This window comes from Sinorhizobium sp. BG8 (assembly GCF_016864555.1).
GTDB lineage: Bacteria > Pseudomonadota > Alphaproteobacteria > Rhizobiales > Rhizobiaceae > BG8.
In genome coordinates this window covers 3,652,367-3,667,748 of sequence record NZ_CP044011.1, presented here as the reverse complement: position 1 = coordinate 3,667,748, position 15,382 = coordinate 3,652,367, and the positions used below count along the sequence as shown (strand labels likewise).

Below are 15,382 nucleotides of genomic sequence, written 5' to 3'. Positions count from 1 at the left end.
TCTAAGGGAGGAGAACATGAGAAAGGCATTAATGCTCGCCGCGGCGGTGTTGGCGCTCGGCGCCGGACAGGCCATGGCTCAGAAGAAGCAGCTTGTCATCGTCGTAAAGGGCCTCGACAACCCGTTCTTCGAGGCGATCAACCAGGGTTGCCAGAAATGGAACAAGGAGAACGCGGACTCCGAATACGAGTGCTTCTACACAGGTCCGGCTTCGACCTCCGATGAGGCGGGCGAGGCGCAGATCGTCCAGGACATGCTGGGCAAGGCCGAAACCGCAGCGATTGCGATTTCTCCGTCCAACGCCAAGCTGATCGCGCAAACCCTCAAGACGTCCAATCCGTCGGTACCGGTCATGACCCTTGACGCGGACCTTGCGGCCGAGGACGCAGCGCTTCGCAAGACCTATCTTGGTACGGACAACTACCTGATGGGCTTCCGGATCGGCGAGTACATCAAGAAGCACAAGCCGAACGGCGGGACATTCTGCTCGATCCAGGGCAACCCGGGCGCCGACAACATCCTGCGTCGTGCGCAGGGTACGCGTGACGCCCTCAGCGGCCAGAAGGGACTGACCACGCTCGCGGGAGAGGGCGGCTGGACCGAAGTTGCGGGGTGCCCGGTCTTTACCAATGACGACGGCGCCAAGGGCGTGCAGGCAATGACCGATATCCTTGCCGCCAATCCGAAGCTTGATGCCTTTGCGATCGAGGGCGGCTGGCCGCTTTTCGGTGCACCGCAGCCCTACCGTGACCTGTTCAAGCCCTTTGCTGACCGGATCGCAAGCGGTGACTTCGTCGTTTCGGCCGCCGACACGATCGGCGACGAAGTAGCGATCGCCCGCGAAGGTCTCGTAACGGCTCTCGTCGGCCAGCGGCCGTTCGAGATGGGCTACAAGGCGCCCGGCGTGATGCTCGATCTAATCGCCGGCAAGGCGGTCGAGGATCCGGTCTTCACGGGCCTCGATGAATGCACCAAGGACACTGTCGATACGTGCATCCAAAAGTAGGAAGCAAGGGAGCGCCCGTCATACGGGCGCTCCAACTCCTGCCGGGCAAACGATGACTGCCGGCAGCAGCATGGCAGCAAGCCGAGATCCTCCGGATCGGCCGCCCACTCCGTGGCCTTCTCTATTTGCGCGTGACCTGGTCCCGGAACCGGTGACCTGTCCGGTATGCTTCTAGACGACCGCACTCCCGGCCATGAATGCGAGCACCACGAAGACCAGGAAGATGATCAGCGCGATGGCGAAGAGTACGCGCGCGATCGTCGCCGTTGCGGCCGAAACTCCCGAGAAGCCGAGAAAGCCGGTGACGAGCGAGATGACGAGAAAGATAAGGGCCCACTTCAGCATGGTCTATCCTTTGCAGTTGACGACGTATTGACGCCGAACGCGGCAAAAGGTTCCCCCGGCGGAGAGGGAATTGTGGCGAGGGAACTGCCTCGCAGCCGATGTTGCGCATCCAAGTACGCTGGCCCTCGTCCTCAATTAGGATGGCAGCAGGCTCCTGCACCCTCTTGAATTAGAGTCCTTTTCCCGCCCCCGGATCAGCCGAGGGCAGGAATGTTCCGAGCTTTATCAGCCGTGGTTGATCATGATGTGCCGGACTGCGGTGTAGTCCTCGAGCGCATAGATCGACATGTCCTTGCCGTAACCCGATTGCTTGACGCCGCCGTGCGGCATTTCGTTCGCCAGCATGAAGTGGGTGTTGATCCATGTGCAGCCATACTGAAGGCGGGCAGCAGCTTTCATGGCCTTTGAGATATCCTTCGTCCAGACGGAGGACGCGAGGCCATAGTCGCTGTCGTTCGCCCAGGAAAGCGCCTGGTCGTTGTCCGAGAAGCGGGTGACGGAGACAACAGGACCGAAGACCTCGCGCCGCACGATCTCGTCCTCCTGAGTAGCGCCCGCGACGACCGTCGGCTGGAAGAAGAAGCCCTGTTCGCTGCCGACCTGTCCGCCGGTGGTGATCTCTATGTGCTTCACGTCGGCTGCGCGTTCCACGAAGCTCGCGACGCGATCGCGCTGGCGCTTCGAGATCAGCGGGCCGATCTCGTTCTCGGTGTCGTCGGCCTGGTTGTAGCGGATCGTGGAGACGGCGGCCGAAAGATCGGCTACCAGCTTTTCGTAGATGCCATCCTGGGCGTAGATGCGGCACGCGGCGGTGCAGTCCTGTCCCGCGTTGTAGTAGCCGAAGGTCCGGATGCCATTGACGACGGCCTCCAGGTCGGCGTCGTCATAGACGATGACCGGGGCCTTTCCACCGAGTTCGAGATGGGTGCGCTTCACGGTCTTGGAGGCTGCGGCAAGCACCTTCTTGCCGGTCGCCACGTCGCCGGTGATGGAGACCATGTTGATCTTCGCATGGTTGATCAGGGCGTTGCCGACCGTTTCTCCGCGGCCGAGAATGATGTTCACGACGCCTTCGGGCAGGATATCCGCCATGAGCCGGGCAAGCTTGAGCGCCGTGAGCGGCGTCTGCTCGGACGGCTTGAAGACGACCGTGTTGCCTCCCGCGATCGCGGGCGCGAGCTTCCAGGCCATCATCATCAACGGATAGTTCCAGGGCGCGATCGAGCCGATGATGCCGACCGGGTCGCGGCGGATCATCGAGGTGAGGCCGGGCAGATATTCCCCGGCGACCGGCGCGTGCATTGAGCGGATGGCGCCCGCGAAGAAGCGCCAGCAATCGACGATTGCGGGAAGTTCGTCATTGCGCACGGCGTTGATCGGCTTGCCGCAGTTAAGCGCCTCGAGCGTCGCGAATTCGTCGGCATTGCGCTCGATCGCATCGGCAATCTTCAGGAGATAGTTCGAGCGTTCGCCGGGAGTCGTCATCGACCACGAGGCAAAGGCTCGCTCAGCCGCATCGACAGCTGCGTCGATCTGCGCGTGCGACGCCTCGGCGAGATCGATGACCTTCGCTCCGGTCCGGGGATTGAGGATATGCTCCTCCGCTTCCGTGCCCGCTTCGAAGCGCGAACCGATCAGCATTTGAGTATCCATATGACGTTCTCCCTTGGTCATTTTTCTGTTTTCATTTGCCTGCGCCGGCGACCTGGTCGCCATCGCGCGTGAGATAGTAGGCGGCGAGGATCGGCAGGAACGTCACGAGCACCACGACCATGGCGACGACGTTCGTCACGGGGCGCTGGCGCGGGCGTACCAGTTCCTCAAGCATCCAGATCGGCAGGGTCGACTGCTGGCCGGCAGTAAAGGTGGTGACGATCACTTCGTCGAAGGACAGTGCGAACGCCAGCATGCCACCCGCCAGAAGGGCGGTGCCGATGTTGGGCAGGATGATGTGGCGGAAAGTCTGGAAGCCATCGGCGCCGAGGTCCATCGAGGCTTCGATCAGCGAGCCGGAGATCCGACGGAAGCGGGCAACCGCATTGTTGTAGACCACGACGATGCAGAACGTCGCGTGTCCGAGCACGATCGTCCAGAACGAGAATGGGATCTCGGCAAAGGAAAAGGCCGAACGCAGCGCGATGCCTGTGATGATGCCGGGCAGGGCGATCGGGAGGATCACCAACAGGGAGATCGTCTCGCGGCCGAAGAATTTCGTCTGGCTGACGGCGGCGGCGCAGAGTGTTCCGAGCACCAGTGCGATCGCCGTCGAGATGGAGGCCACGCGAACGGAGAGCCCCAGCGCGTCCCAGACATCCGGGCGGTTCCAAGTTACCGCCAGCCATTGCAGCGTGTAGCCCGGGGGCGGGAACTGGTAGCTCTTCTCCTCCGTCGTGAAGGCGTAGAGGAAGATCAGCAGGATCGGCACATGCAGAAACAGGAGCCCGCCGCCGGCTGCGATCTTGAGGCCCAGGGGGGCCGAGTTGTTGCGGTCAGAGCGCATCGAAGGCTCCCTGTTTCTTGGCCATCCAGAGATAGAAGCCCATGATCACGATCGGCACGACGGTGAAGGCTGCCGCGAGCGGAATGTTGCCTGCAGTACCCTGCTGGGCATAAACGGCCTGCCCGATGAACAGGCGAGACGAGCCGATGATCTGCGGGATGATGTAGTCGCCGAGCGTCAGCGAGAAGGTGAAGATCGACCCCGCGATGATGCCCGGAAGCGCCAGCGGAAAGAGGACGTAGCGGAAGGTCTGCGCCGGGTTGCCGCCGAGATCGGCGGAAGCCTCGATGAGATTGCCGGGCACACGCTCAAGCGACGCCTGTATCGGCAAGATCATGAACGGCATCCAGACGTAGATGAAGACGATGAACGTGCCGGTGTAGCTGACGGACAGCGAGTTTCCGCCAACGACAGGCAGCGACAGCCAGGCATCGAGCAGCCAGGTCAGGTGGAGCTTGGCGACGAACCAGGTGACGATCCCTTCCTTCGCCAGGATCAGCTTCCAGGCGTAGATCTTCACCAGGTAGCTCGACCAGAGCGGCAGCATGACGCCGAGGTAGAAGAGCACCTTCCATTTGCCGCGGGCATAGCGTGCGGCATAGTAGGCGATCGGGAAGGCGATCACCGCGGAACCGAGGGTCACGAGCGCTGCCATGACGATGGTGCGCAAGATGATGTCGAAGTTCGACGGGATCAGCAGTTGGCGATAGGTATCCAGCGTGAACTCGTAGTTCACGAGGCCCGAAAACTCGTCGATCGAGAAAAAGCTCTGCAACAGGAGCGCGAAGAGGGATCCGAGATAGACGATGCCGAGCCACAAAAGCGGTGGCGCCAGCATAAGAAACAGGAACAGCTTCGGGCTGCGCCAGAGGAAATCGGAGAGGCGCCGGGTGGTGCTCTCGGAGCGCGGCAAGACGGTGGTTTCGGCAAGCGTGCTCATGATGCGTCATCCATCATGTGCAGATCGGACGGCAGGAAGCTCAGGACTACGGCACTGCCCTGCGCCGGAACACTGGTTGAAGCAGGGACCATGGCCGCGATGCGTGCGCCGGAGGCTTCGACGGTGATCCTGTTGGCAGCCCCGAGGAAGCTCGCGGCGGTGACCCGCCCGGTGAATTCCTTGTGGCCGGCTGCCCCCTGGCCGAGGGAGACGGATTCGGGCCTAAGGCTCGCATAGCTATGGGCGTAGCCGAGCCGCGAGACGAAGTCCGGCGGCAATACGTTGGACGAGCCGACGAAATCGGCAACGAAACGCGTCTTCGGCCGCTTGTAGACCTCTTCCGGTGTGCCGAGCTGCTGGATCTTTCCGTCGTTGAAGACCGCGATGCGATCGGCCATCGACAGCGCCTCGCCTTGATCGTGGGTCACGAAGACGAAGGTGATGCCGAGCTCCTTCTGAAGGCTTTTCAGTTCCTCCTGCATCTGTTCGCGAAGCTTGAGGTCGAGCGCCCCGAGGGGTTCGTCGAGGAGCAGGACTTTCGGCCGATTGACGAGCGCACGGGCGAGCGCCACGCGCTGACGCTGGCCGCCGGACAGCTGGCCCGGACGACGCGTGCCGTAACCGGGAAGCTTGACCATGGCGAGCGCGTCCTCGGCCGCCTTCAGCCGCGCGGTCTTCTCCACGCCCTTGACCATGAGCCCGTAAGCGACATTCTCCAGGATGGAGAGATGCGGGAAGAGCGCATAGTCCTGAAACACGGTGTTGACGCTGCGCCGATAGGGCGGCACGCCCTCCGCTGTTTCGCCGAAAATCTCGATGTGTCCGGAGGTTGGCTGTTCGAAACCGGCCATAAGACGCAGGCAGGTCGTCTTGCCTGAACCGGATGGGCCGAGCATGGCAAAGAATTCCCCTTCCGTGACAGCCAGATCGACCGAGTCCACGGCTCTGACAGCGCCGAAATGGCGGGAGACTTTTTCGAACAGAACGGCGGAAGTCATGGTAGCTCCAAAGGTGGTTCTTTGCTTGCGTCCGGGCGTGCCGGATCGATACCCGTCCCAGAGGGGAGGGTCGGCCCCGAAGGGCCGGGGTGGGGCGACAATTCATTCGTTTTTGTGGTCGCTCACACCCGCGCTTTCGCGCGACCTCCTCCCCCTCGAGGGGAGGTAAGGCTCAGCGTCCGCCGATGACGCCGATGTAGTCGGAAACCCAGCGATGGTAGGGAACGCATTCGCCTTGGGTCTCGCACTTGGAAATCGGCGTCTTCCAGAACCTGATCTTCTCAAAGTTGTCGAAGCCGTTGGTCGCGCATCCTTCGTCGGTCAGAAGCGCGTTGCCCTTGCAGGCGGCGGGGACCGACGGGACGGCACCGAACCAGGCGGCGGCGTCACCCTGCACCTTGGGTGAAAGAGAATGTTCCATCCACATGTAGGCGCAGTTCGGATGCTGGCTGTCCGCGTGCAGCATGGTCGTATCCGACCACCCGGTCACGCCTTCCTCCGGGAAGGTGGAGGCAATCGGCTGCTTCTCAGCCTGCATGAGGTTGACCTGGAACGGCCACGAACCGGAGGCCACCACGCCCTCATTCTTGAAGTCGTCGATCTGGATCATGGCGTCGTGCCAGTAGCGCCCGACGAGCGTACGCTGGGTGCGCAGCAAATCAAGTGCCGCTTTGTATTGGTCTTCGTTGAGCTCGTAGGGATCCTTGATACCGAGTTCCGGCTTGTGGAACATCAGGTAGTTGGCGGCGTCGGCTACATGGATTGGGCCGTCATAAGCCTGGATGCGTCCCTTGTTCGACTTGCCGTCCGGGAGGGTCGTCTCTTCGAAGACGACATTCCAGCTCTTCGGCGGCGCGTCCTTGAAGGCTTCCGTGTTGTACATGAGAACGTTCGGTCCCCACAGATACGGCGTGCCGTAGTGGACGCCGTTCACCGTGTTCCACGGGGCGCTCTGGAGGCGCTCGTCGACCGTCTTCCAGCTCGGGATCAGGTCGGTGTTGATCGGCTGGACGCGCTTGCCGGCGATAAGGCGACGCGAGGCATCACCGGAGGCGGTCACGAGGTCGAAGCCCCCTTCATTCATCAGCGCGACCATTTCGTCGGAGGTCGCAGCGGTCTTCACGCTGACCTTGCAGCCGGTCGACTTCTCGAACTCGGTGACCCAGTCGTAGTTCTTGTCGGTCTCTCCGCGCTCGATATATCCGGCCCAGGCAACGATTGAGACCTCGCCTTCACCCTTGCCCAGTTCCTTGAGTGGCTCCTGGGCGAGTGCCTGTGCGCCGAAGGCAAGCGAAAGTGTAAGCGCGGTGCAGGAATGAAGTAGACGCTTCATAATAATCTCCCGTTTTGGTCCGCTTTGGTGCGGTATTGTTCCCGATACCACCGTGCCCCTTTTTGCCGCTTTCGCAAATTCATTAAACAGAATTACAATATCGGAAATTCCGATATCGATCGATAATTGATCGTTTTCGAACCTAAGTTGAGCCAGCCAAGCGACCGACTGCGCCTCTTGGAGAGGTGTGTCTGGGGCGTTAAGACGGCCTTGAAAATCAGCAGCAATCCACTTTTTTCACGGAATTAGGAGATTTACGGCTGACCGACCCGAGCCTGCGCGGCAGATATTGTCACGCGCAGCGACAGTTTCCGATGATTGCTATTGACGTTTGGCAGGCACAAGTCGTTGAATCGACATCGCCGTTAGGGAGAGGATTACGCCCTGCAAAGCTTCAGATCGGAATTTCAGCCCGGTGAAATGGCGTCTCGCATTCACGGTTTTGACTGGGCTGCAACCAGTCTCGGCCCGATGTCGGAATGGCCATCCTGCCTGAAATACGCCGTGGAGATCATGCTGCCCGCTCGCGCCCAGATCGTCATGTTCTGGGGGCCGGATTTTGTCGCTCTCTACAATGATGCCTACGCGCCCACAATCGGAGACAAGCATCCCCGCGCGCTGGGACGTCCGGCGCGGGAAAACTGGGGCGAGTTGTGGGGCGATCTCGAACCGCTCCTGCGGCGCGTCCTCGACCATGGCGAGGTGGTCTTCGCCAAGGATCGGCCATTCTACATCCAGCGGCACGGGTATCCCGAGACCGTCTATTTCGACATCTCCTATTCGCCGGTACGCGACGAGGAAGGTTCGATCCGGGGCGTTCTGTGCATTGTGAATGAAACGACGGAGCGCCTGATCTCGGTAAATGCGCTCACGGAGAGCGAGGAACGGCTGCAGGCAATCTTCTCGCAAACCGCGGGCGGCTTCGCCCAGACCGACTTGAGCGGCCGCTTCGTTTTCGTCAACAATCGCTACTGCGAGATCGTCGGCTACACTGAGGCCGAGCTCCTGAAGCTGCGGATGCAGGACATCACCTATCCTGAGGACCTGCCGAGAAATCTTGTCCTGTTCAAACGCCTGACCGAGTCTGGCGAGAGTTTCGAGATCGAGAAGCGTTACGTGCGCAAGGACGGCGGACTGGTCTGGGTCGCCAATTCCGTGTCGGCAATTCGGGATCGCGAAGGACACATCCGGCAGACCGTGGCTGCGGTCGTCGACATATCGGAGAGAAAGCGCGCCCAGGAGGTCGAGCGCCGGCTCGCCGCAATCATCGCGTCGTCCGACGATGCGATCCTCAGCACCGATCTCAACATGACAATCATGAGCTGGAATTCCGGCGCCGAGAAACTCTATGGCTATCTTGCCGAGGAGGTCATAGGCAAACCCGTCACGATACTCGTTCCGGAAGATAGGGGAGGCGAAGAGCCCTTTATCATCGAGCGTATCCGTGCCGGGCAAAGGGTCGAACCGCATGAAACAATCCGCCGTCGCAAGGACGGAGGGGCCGTCGATGTATCGCTCAGCGTATCGCCGATCTATGACGCCTATGGCCGGATAATTGGTGCATCGAAAATCGCCCGCGACATAACTGCGCGGAAGGAAGCCGAGCGCTTGCAGGCCATGCTGGTCGGGGAGTTGAACCACCGCGTGAAGAACGTGCTGGCAACGGTGGCGGCGATAGCACGGCAGACATTCGGGCGCGAGGATGCCAATCGAAACGCCGCCGACACGTTCGATGCGAGGCTTGGTTCATTGTCGAGAGCCCACGATCTACTGACCCGCGGAACCTGGGAGCACGCGGGACTCAGGGCAGTGATCGGCGAGGCGATCGCTCCTTACCCGATAGACAGCTTCGATATCTCCGGACCCGAGATCCAGCTAGCCCCAAAGACAGTGGTATCCATTTCCCTCGCGCTGCACGAACTGGCGACGAATGCCGCCAAGTATGGAGCGTTGTCGGTAGCTGGGGGAAGGGTTTCCATCGTGTGGTCCCTCGATGGCGATGCACCGGCACGGTTGAAGCTCAGATGGCAGGAGACGGGTGGGCCGCCGGTCACCGCGCCCTCCCGCAGAGGTTTCGGTTCCCGTTTGATCGAAAGTCTCCTGTCTGTCGAGTTGAAGGGTGAGGTGCAGATTTCCTATGACCCGGCTGGGCTTGTTTGCGAGGTCACCGCTCCGGGCGGCGCAGACTGGAACAGCCCGCTCGACGTGAACACCGACGGCAAGAGAGACCGATGACTTCAACAACATCCGTCGCCCTCGTGGGGGCGCTTGGGACGTCGCCGCCAATGCGAACGTCACTCCCCCGACAGCCCAGGCTCGACTAGAGCCGGGGAAAGACCGTCGCCCTCTTGACGGTTCCGTAGGCGAAGCTCGTGTCGATCGCCGCAATGCCTTCGATGTTGTGCAATTGGGTTCGCACGAACTGCTCGTAGTCCTTGAGGCTCTCGACCAGCACGCGAAGGAGATAGTCGGCCTCGCCGGTCATTACGTAGCAGTCCTGAATGCTGTCGATCGTGCGCACCTTTCGCTCGAAGGCCGCGACTGATGCCTCGGAATGGCGTTCGAGCCTGATGCGCACGAAGGCGGTGATCGGCAGGCCGTAGGCTTCCTCGTCGACGATCGCGGTGTAACCCTTGATGACCTTGGCCTCCTCGAGAAGGCGTAGCCGGCGCAGGCACGGCGACGGAGACAGGGCGACCTTCTCGGAAAGCTCCTGATTGGAAAGCCGGCCCTCTTTCTGTAGCGCCCAGATGATCTGCCTGTCTTTGTCGTCCATTCGTCCTCCATTTTTAGCAGATTCTGCCAAATTTCGTTCTAACCGACAGTGAAGTAGCAAGAAAATAGCACTCATAGAAGCATAACATGGAGGCCATCCAACACTGAGGCCCCGCAATGACCGATCTCGCGTCAGACTTGCCCAAACCCGCAAATGGACTGTTTGGCCCTGCGACGGCCGGCTACATCGTTCTCTTCGTCGTCGTGATGGCCTGGGCGGGCTTTGCGCTGAGCATGCGGGCCATCGGTGCATCGCCGCTTGCCCCGGCCGACGTCGCGGTCATTCGTTTTGCGATCCCCATCATCGCGCTTCTCCCTGCTCTCCCGGCGAGGCTTTCAGCGCTTCGGAGAGTTTCGTTGAGGGACGCGGCATTGGTGTTGCTCGGGGGCGTGCCGTTTTTCCTCATCGTCTCGGAAGGGGCGCGGACGACTTCAACCGCCTATGTCGGCGCCCTGATCGCGGGTACTGCACCCCTTTCCGTCGCCTTGCTGAGCTACCTGTTCGAACGAAGGTGCGTGCCGAGGAAACGCTGGCTTCCACTTGCGCTGATCCTTGCAGGTGTCGCCGGAATCGTTGCCGGTCAACGGCATGCGATCACCGCGGAGATGATGCGCGGCGTCGGCTTCCTTCTGCTCGCAAGCCTCGTGTGGGGCGCCTACACGATCGGCCTCAAGCGGACCGGCGTCGATGCGATATCCAATGGACTGCTTCTGTCCGTCTGCTCGCTGACCGTCATTGTCGCAATGATGATCACAGGCGCGGCCACCACCCATCTCGGTCAGTTCACGTTGCACCAGGCACTCCCCTTCGTTCTGGTCCAGGGAGTGGGCGTCGGCCTCGTCTCGACCGTGGGTTATGCCTTTGCTGTCTCCAGGCTCGGCGCCTCCAGAAGCTCGGCTATCGGGTCGCTCGCGCCGGCCCTGGCAAGCCTCCTGGCGATTCCCGTTCTTGGGGAGGGGCTCACCCTTCCGACCGCCGCTGGCATTCTCGTCATCACGACGGGCGTGATCCTGGCAAACCGTTACTGAATTCAAGCCTACGAGGGAACCAATGCTCGCCACTCTGCAAATCGCCGAACCCGATCCCTTGTGGGCCCTGATCAACTCATTCGGGCAAGATCGCCGGGCTGAGAAGATGGACCTTATCGTGGGTGTCTATCGCGACGCCTCGGGACAGACCCCGGTCATGCGTGCCGTGCGGGAGGCCGAGGCCCGTCTCGCTGCCGCTGCCACTTCCAAGTCCTATCGGGCGCTCTCCGGGAACGCGGCGTTCAACGCGGGGATTTCGAGGTTTCTGCTCGGCGAAGGTGCCGAGACCCTCGGTCGCCAATGCACCATCCAGACGGTCGGTGGGACCGGCGCACTCAGGGTGCTTGCCGATTTCATCGCGCTAGTCTCTCCCATGCGACGGTATGGAGCACCGATCCCGGCTATGTGAACCATCGCCCGATCATGACGGCGGCAGGACTGCGGGTGAGATCGTTCCGCTGGCAAGAGGGCGCGGCGGGACTGGATATCGAGGCTGCGATCGCAGACCTCGACGCGGCGCAGGAGGGTGACGTCGTCCTTCTCCACGGCTGCTGCCACAATCCCACGGGCATCGATCCGTCCATCGAACAGTGGCGGCAGTTCGCCGAGCTCTGCAAGGGCAGGGGTCTCGTGCCCCTGGTCGACATGGCCTATCAGGGTTTCGGCGACGGGGTTGAGCATGACGCTGCAGGTCTGCGCCTGCTCTCCAACGTCCTCGACACCGTTCTCGTTGCCGCAAGCTGCTCCAAGAACATGGGCCTCTACTGTGAGCGGACGGGCGCGGCGATGGTTATCGCGCCCGACGCGGGGCTCCTTTCGAACATCCGTGCCACGCTCGAGAGAATAACGCGGGCGAACTATTCCATGCCGCCCGAACACGGAGCTGCCATCGCGTCTTGCCTGTTCGAAAGCCCGCAAACGTGGCTTTCTGAACTGGAAGCGTGCCGTCGCCGTGTCGCCGAAATCCGCAGGGACCTGTCCGACATGCTCCTGGATCTTCGGGCGCCAGCCGAATATCAGGCGCTGCGCAATCAGAAGGGCATGTTCTCGCTGCTGCCGCTCGACAGTCATCAGATGAACCGGCTGCGCGAGGAATTTGGCGTGTACGGAACTGCAAGCGGCCGCATCAACATCGCGGGCCTTCTGCCTTCCCAGGTCGGCAGGCTCGCCGAGGCTCTCCGCTCCGTGTCGCGTGCGCCGAAACTCGTCGGCCGGCACTGACGCTTCGGCGCGCAGCGATATGGGCGGTCTTTCCGCCTAGCGTCCGCGCCCGCTTCTCAGCGCCTCGGCAATCCCCACGAAATCGCGTGCCGACTGGGGCAGGCTCGAACCCTTTCGCCAGACCATGCCGACCTGGACGACGGGAAGGGAGCCGGAAACGTCCCGGCTCTCGATGCGGTCGCCTTCCAGCGACCAGGGGCGGTAGACAAGATCGGGCAGGAGGGCGATGCCCGCGCCTGTCGCAACGAGACTTCTCACCGCTTCGACCGAGCGCGTGCGGAAGGCGACATGCGGACGGGCACCAAGAGCGGTCAGAAGCTTGCCGGTGTTCTCCTCGATTTCGTCCACGGTCAGCATGATCAGCGGCTCTTTGGCGATATCGCTGACCGAGATGATGTCCGCCGATACGAGAGGATGGCCGAGTGGAAGCCACAGCCGATAGGGCGACGTTTCCAGAATCTCCGCCTGGAGCGCCATGCGGTCGCGAAGGTTGGAGATCACCATGACGGCCACATCGAGCTCGCCGCCGATGAGCAGGTGTTCCAGGTAGGAACCGTTGTCCTCGATGGCGCTCACATTGATGCCAGGAAAAGCACGGCGGTAGCGTGCCAAGAGATCCGAGAGCACGTAACCGGCGACGAGCGACGTGACGCCGAGATTGAGCTGTCCTTTCTCGGTCGCCGGATTTTCTGAGAAGGAGCGCCGGGCGTCCGAAACGTCGGCGAGGATCTTGGTGGCGTGGCGGAGGAACTGATGACCGTTGTGGGTCGTCGTCAGTCCGCGGGGATGGCGCTCGAAAAGTTCCACGCCGAGGTCACTTTCCAGTTCCTTGATGGCTTCGGTGATCGAAGACTGGGAGATGGAGAGGTTCTGCGCGGCGCGGGTGATCGAGCCCTGTTCCGCGACGGCGATGAAATACTGCAACTGCCTGAGGGTGAACGCCATTGCGGCAGTTAATATAGAGGGCAGGCGGGATGCAAGACGTACGTCGCGTCAGCGTAAGTATCGGCTCAAAAGCCTCCGGGCGCCGCTGAGATCCGCGGCGCCCGGAGGCTTTTTAGTTAGAAAGCGGAATCGCTTACGCGGCGCGCTTCAAGGCGTCTGCGAACATCGAAACGATCTCTTCCACATGCTTCTTCTCCGCGATCAGCGGCGGAGAGAAAGCGACGATGTCGCCGGTCACGCGGATAAGCAGGCCCTTCTCGAAGCAATCGACGAAGACGTCGTAGGCGCGAGCGCCCGGTGCGCCGTCGCGCGACTGAAGCTCGATGCCGGCGATCAGCCCGATCGTGCGCACGTCGATCACGTGCGGCAGGCCCTTCAGCGAATGCATCGCTTCATGCCACGTTTCCTGCAGGTCCGCCGCGCGGGTCAGCAGGCCCTCGTCACGGTAGATATCGAGCGTCGCGATACCAGCGGCACAGGCGGCCGGGTGGCCGGAGTAGGTGTAGCCGTGGAACAGCTCGATCTGGCTTTCCGGACCGTTCATCAGGGCATCGTGCACCTTGCGGCTGGCGAAGACGGCGCCCATCGGAATGGCTCCGTTGGTGAGACCCTTGGCGGTCGTCACCAGATCTGGCGTCACGCCGAAGTAATCGGTGGCGAAGGCAGCGCCCAGGCGGCCGAAACCTGTGATCACTTCGTCGAAGATCAGGAGGATGCCGTGCTTGTCGCAGATCGCGCGCAGCCGCTCCAGGTAGCCCTTCGGCGGGATCAGAACGCCGGTGGAGCCGGCGACGGGTTCGACGATGCACGCAGCGATCGTTTCGGCGCCGTGGAGGGCGACCAGTCTTTCGAGGTCGTCTGCCAGTTCCGCGCCGTGTTCCGGCTGGCCCTTCACGAAGGCGTTCTTGGCAAGGTCATGGGTGTGGCGAAGGTGATCGGAACCCGGCAGTTGCGGGAAGACGCGCCGATTGTTGACGATGCCGCCGACGGAGATGCCGCCGAAGCCGACACCGTGATAGCCGCGTTCGCGGCCGATGAGGCGCGTGCGCGTGCCCTGGCCGATCGAGCGCTGGTAGGCGAGCGCGATCTTGAGCGCCGTGTCGACCGATTCCGAACCCGAACCAGTGAAGAACACGCGATCGAGCTTGGCGCCGGCCGGGCCCGGAGCGATCTCGGCGAGACGTTCTGCAAAATCGAAAGCGATCGGGTGCCCCATCTGGAAGGAAGGAGCGAAGTCCATGGTGGTCAACTGGCGCTCGACGGCTGCGGCGATCTGGCGACGGCCGTGGCCGGCGTTGACGCACCACAGACCGGCCGTTCCATCGAGAATGGTGCGGCCATCGACGCTGGTGTAGTGCATGCCCTCGGCGCTTGCGAGGAGGCGCGGGGCAGCCTTGAACTGGCGGTTGGCGGTGAAAGGCATCCAGTAGCTGTCGAGTACCGGTGCATTGGGCTTGTTATGAACGTTCATGAAAAACTCCTCTGGTGGGAGGATTGACGCCATGATTTGCCGGTGCGAACAAGTCCTTTTCTTGTTGACATCAACCCATTGAAAAATATGAAGTTGGAAAACTAGGTTTTCGATATTTCGAACAAGCTCAACAGGGAGTCGTCATGTCGGTCGATATAGGGAGCCGGTTGCGCCATATTCGTATGATGCATGATCTCTCGCAGCGCGAACTGGCAAAGCGCGCGGGGGTCACCAATTCGACGATATCGCTGATCGAGTCCAACTCCACCAATCCGTCGGTCGGTGCTCTCAAGCGGATCCTAGACGGCATCCCCATAGGACTTGCGGAGTTCTTTGCCTTCGAACCGGAACGGCCGAGGAAGGCCTTCTACCGGGCGGACGAACTCGTCGAGATCGGTAAGGGGCCCATCTCTTACCGGCAGATCGGTGACAACCTCTTCGGCAGAAGCCTGCAGATCCTCAAGGAGTGCTACCAGCCTGGTTCTGACACAGGGAAGGTGCCGCTCGTGCATGAAGGGGAAGAGGGTGGTATCGTGCTATCCGGTAGACTCGAAGTGACCGTCGACGACGAGCGGCGCATCCTTGGGCCTGGCGACGCGTACTATTTCGAAAGCCGCCGGCCGCATCGTTTCCGATGCGTCGGTCCCGTCGCATGCGAGGTCATCAGCGCCTGCACGCCGCCGACATTCTAGAGCGATCGATGCGGTGCAAGGGGTGCGTGCGATGTGGATTGGACGCAACCTGATCAGTCACCGGCGCTGGTGGATCATCGGCGACCACGAAAGCGGCATTGAATATTGCCGGAGAGACCAGAACTTT

At 61.7% G+C, this 15,382-nt stretch carries 15 protein-coding genes; 6 read left to right on the top strand and 9 right to left on the bottom strand.

Annotated features, from left to right (window positions below; genetic code table 11):
• Window positions 1-16: 16 nt before the first annotated feature.
• On the top strand, window positions 17-1,006 hold the full coding sequence (locus F3Y30_RS17210) for a substrate-binding domain-containing protein (RefSeq protein WP_203423922.1): 990 nt from the start codon (window positions 17-19) through the stop codon (window positions 1,004-1,006).
• Window positions 1,007-1,177: 171 nt separating this feature from the next.
• Here F3Y30_RS17210 and F3Y30_RS17205 read toward each other — a convergent pair whose 3' ends face one another.
• From F3Y30_RS17205 to F3Y30_RS17180, 6 genes are all read right to left on the bottom strand, one after another.
• The gene (locus F3Y30_RS17205) at window positions 1,178-1,351 is read right to left on the bottom strand and encodes a DUF1328 domain-containing protein (protein WP_203423921.1); all 174 of its coding nucleotides are present in this window, start codon (window positions 1,349-1,351) and stop codon (window positions 1,178-1,180) included.
• 225 nt (window positions 1,352-1,576) lie between these two features.
• The gene (locus tag F3Y30_RS17200) at window positions 1,577-3,004 is read right to left on the bottom strand and encodes a gamma-aminobutyraldehyde dehydrogenase (protein WP_203423920.1); all 1,428 of its coding nucleotides are present in this window, start codon (window positions 3,002-3,004) and stop codon (window positions 1,577-1,579) included.
• A 31-nt stretch (window positions 3,005-3,035) separates the two neighbouring features.
• The gene (locus tag F3Y30_RS17195; RefSeq protein ID WP_203423919.1) at window positions 3,036-3,851 is read right to left on the bottom strand and encodes an ABC transporter permease; all 816 of its coding nucleotides are present in this window, start codon (window positions 3,849-3,851) and stop codon (window positions 3,036-3,038) included.
• On the bottom strand, window positions 3,841-4,791 hold the full coding sequence (locus F3Y30_RS17190; RefSeq protein ID WP_203423918.1) for an ABC transporter permease: 951 nt from the start codon (window positions 4,789-4,791) through the stop codon (window positions 3,841-3,843). The genes F3Y30_RS17195 and F3Y30_RS17190 overlap by 11 nt, the downstream gene beginning before the upstream one ends.
• Window positions 4,788-5,789: an ABC transporter ATP-binding protein gene (locus tag F3Y30_RS17185; RefSeq protein ID WP_203423917.1), complete on the bottom strand. Its 1,002-nt coding sequence runs from the start codon at window positions 5,787-5,789 to the stop codon at window positions 4,788-4,790. Before F3Y30_RS17185 ends, F3Y30_RS17190 begins: the two co-directional genes overlap by 4 nt.
• A 172-nt stretch (window positions 5,790-5,961) precedes the next feature.
• A complete protein-coding gene (locus F3Y30_RS17180; protein ID WP_203423916.1) occupies window positions 5,962-7,122 on the bottom strand; it encodes an ABC transporter substrate-binding protein in 1,161 nt (386 codons plus the stop codon).
• A 420-nt stretch (window positions 7,123-7,542) separates the two neighbouring features.
• Between F3Y30_RS17180 and F3Y30_RS17175 the strand changes: the two genes are divergently transcribed.
• A complete protein-coding gene (locus F3Y30_RS17175; RefSeq protein WP_203423915.1) occupies window positions 7,543-9,357 on the top strand; it encodes a PAS domain-containing sensor histidine kinase in 1,815 nt (604 codons plus the stop codon).
• An 85-nt stretch (window positions 9,358-9,442) separates the two neighbouring features.
• Here F3Y30_RS17175 and F3Y30_RS17170 read toward each other — a convergent pair whose 3' ends face one another.
• The gene (locus tag F3Y30_RS17170) at window positions 9,443-9,898 is read right to left on the bottom strand and encodes an Lrp/AsnC family transcriptional regulator (RefSeq protein ID WP_203423914.1); all 456 of its coding nucleotides are present in this window, start codon (window positions 9,896-9,898) and stop codon (window positions 9,443-9,445) included.
• Between the two features lie 116 nt (window positions 9,899-10,014).
• Between F3Y30_RS17170 and F3Y30_RS17165 the strand changes: the two genes are divergently transcribed.
• From F3Y30_RS17165 to F3Y30_RS17155, 3 genes are read left to right on the top strand one after another with little or no spacing between them, the layout of a single operon-like run.
• Complete coding sequence (locus tag F3Y30_RS17165) at window positions 10,015-10,926, top strand: DMT family transporter (protein WP_203423913.1); 912 nt, start codon at window positions 10,015-10,017, stop codon at window positions 10,924-10,926.
• A 22-nt stretch (window positions 10,927-10,948) separates the two neighbouring features.
• Window positions 10,949-11,335, top strand: a complete 387-nt coding sequence (locus F3Y30_RS26630; RefSeq protein ID WP_203423912.1) for an aminotransferase class I/II-fold pyridoxal phosphate-dependent enzyme — start codon at window positions 10,949-10,951, stop codon at window positions 11,333-11,335.
• Window positions 11,332-12,147, top strand: a complete 816-nt coding sequence (locus F3Y30_RS17155; RefSeq protein ID WP_203423911.1) for an aminotransferase class I/II-fold pyridoxal phosphate-dependent enzyme — start codon at window positions 11,332-11,334, stop codon at window positions 12,145-12,147. The genes F3Y30_RS26630 and F3Y30_RS17155 overlap by 4 nt, the downstream gene beginning before the upstream one ends.
• 36 nt (window positions 12,148-12,183) lie before the next feature.
• Here the strand turns inward: F3Y30_RS17155 and F3Y30_RS17150 are convergent, their stop codons facing one another.
• Window positions 12,184-13,092: a LysR family transcriptional regulator gene (locus F3Y30_RS17150; protein ID WP_203423910.1), complete on the bottom strand. Its 909-nt coding sequence runs from the start codon at window positions 13,090-13,092 to the stop codon at window positions 12,184-12,186.
• 133 nt (window positions 13,093-13,225) lie between these two features.
• A complete protein-coding gene (locus F3Y30_RS17145) occupies window positions 13,226-14,563 on the bottom strand; it encodes an aspartate aminotransferase family protein (RefSeq protein ID WP_203423909.1) in 1,338 nt (445 codons plus the stop codon).
• Window positions 14,564-14,706: 143 nt separating this feature from the next.
• Between F3Y30_RS17145 and F3Y30_RS17140 the strand changes: the two genes are divergently transcribed.
• On the top strand, window positions 14,707-15,255 hold the full coding sequence (locus F3Y30_RS17140) for a cupin domain-containing protein (protein ID WP_203423908.1): 549 nt from the start codon (window positions 14,707-14,709) through the stop codon (window positions 15,253-15,255).
• The last annotated feature ends 127 nt before the right edge of the window (window positions 15,256-15,382 follow it).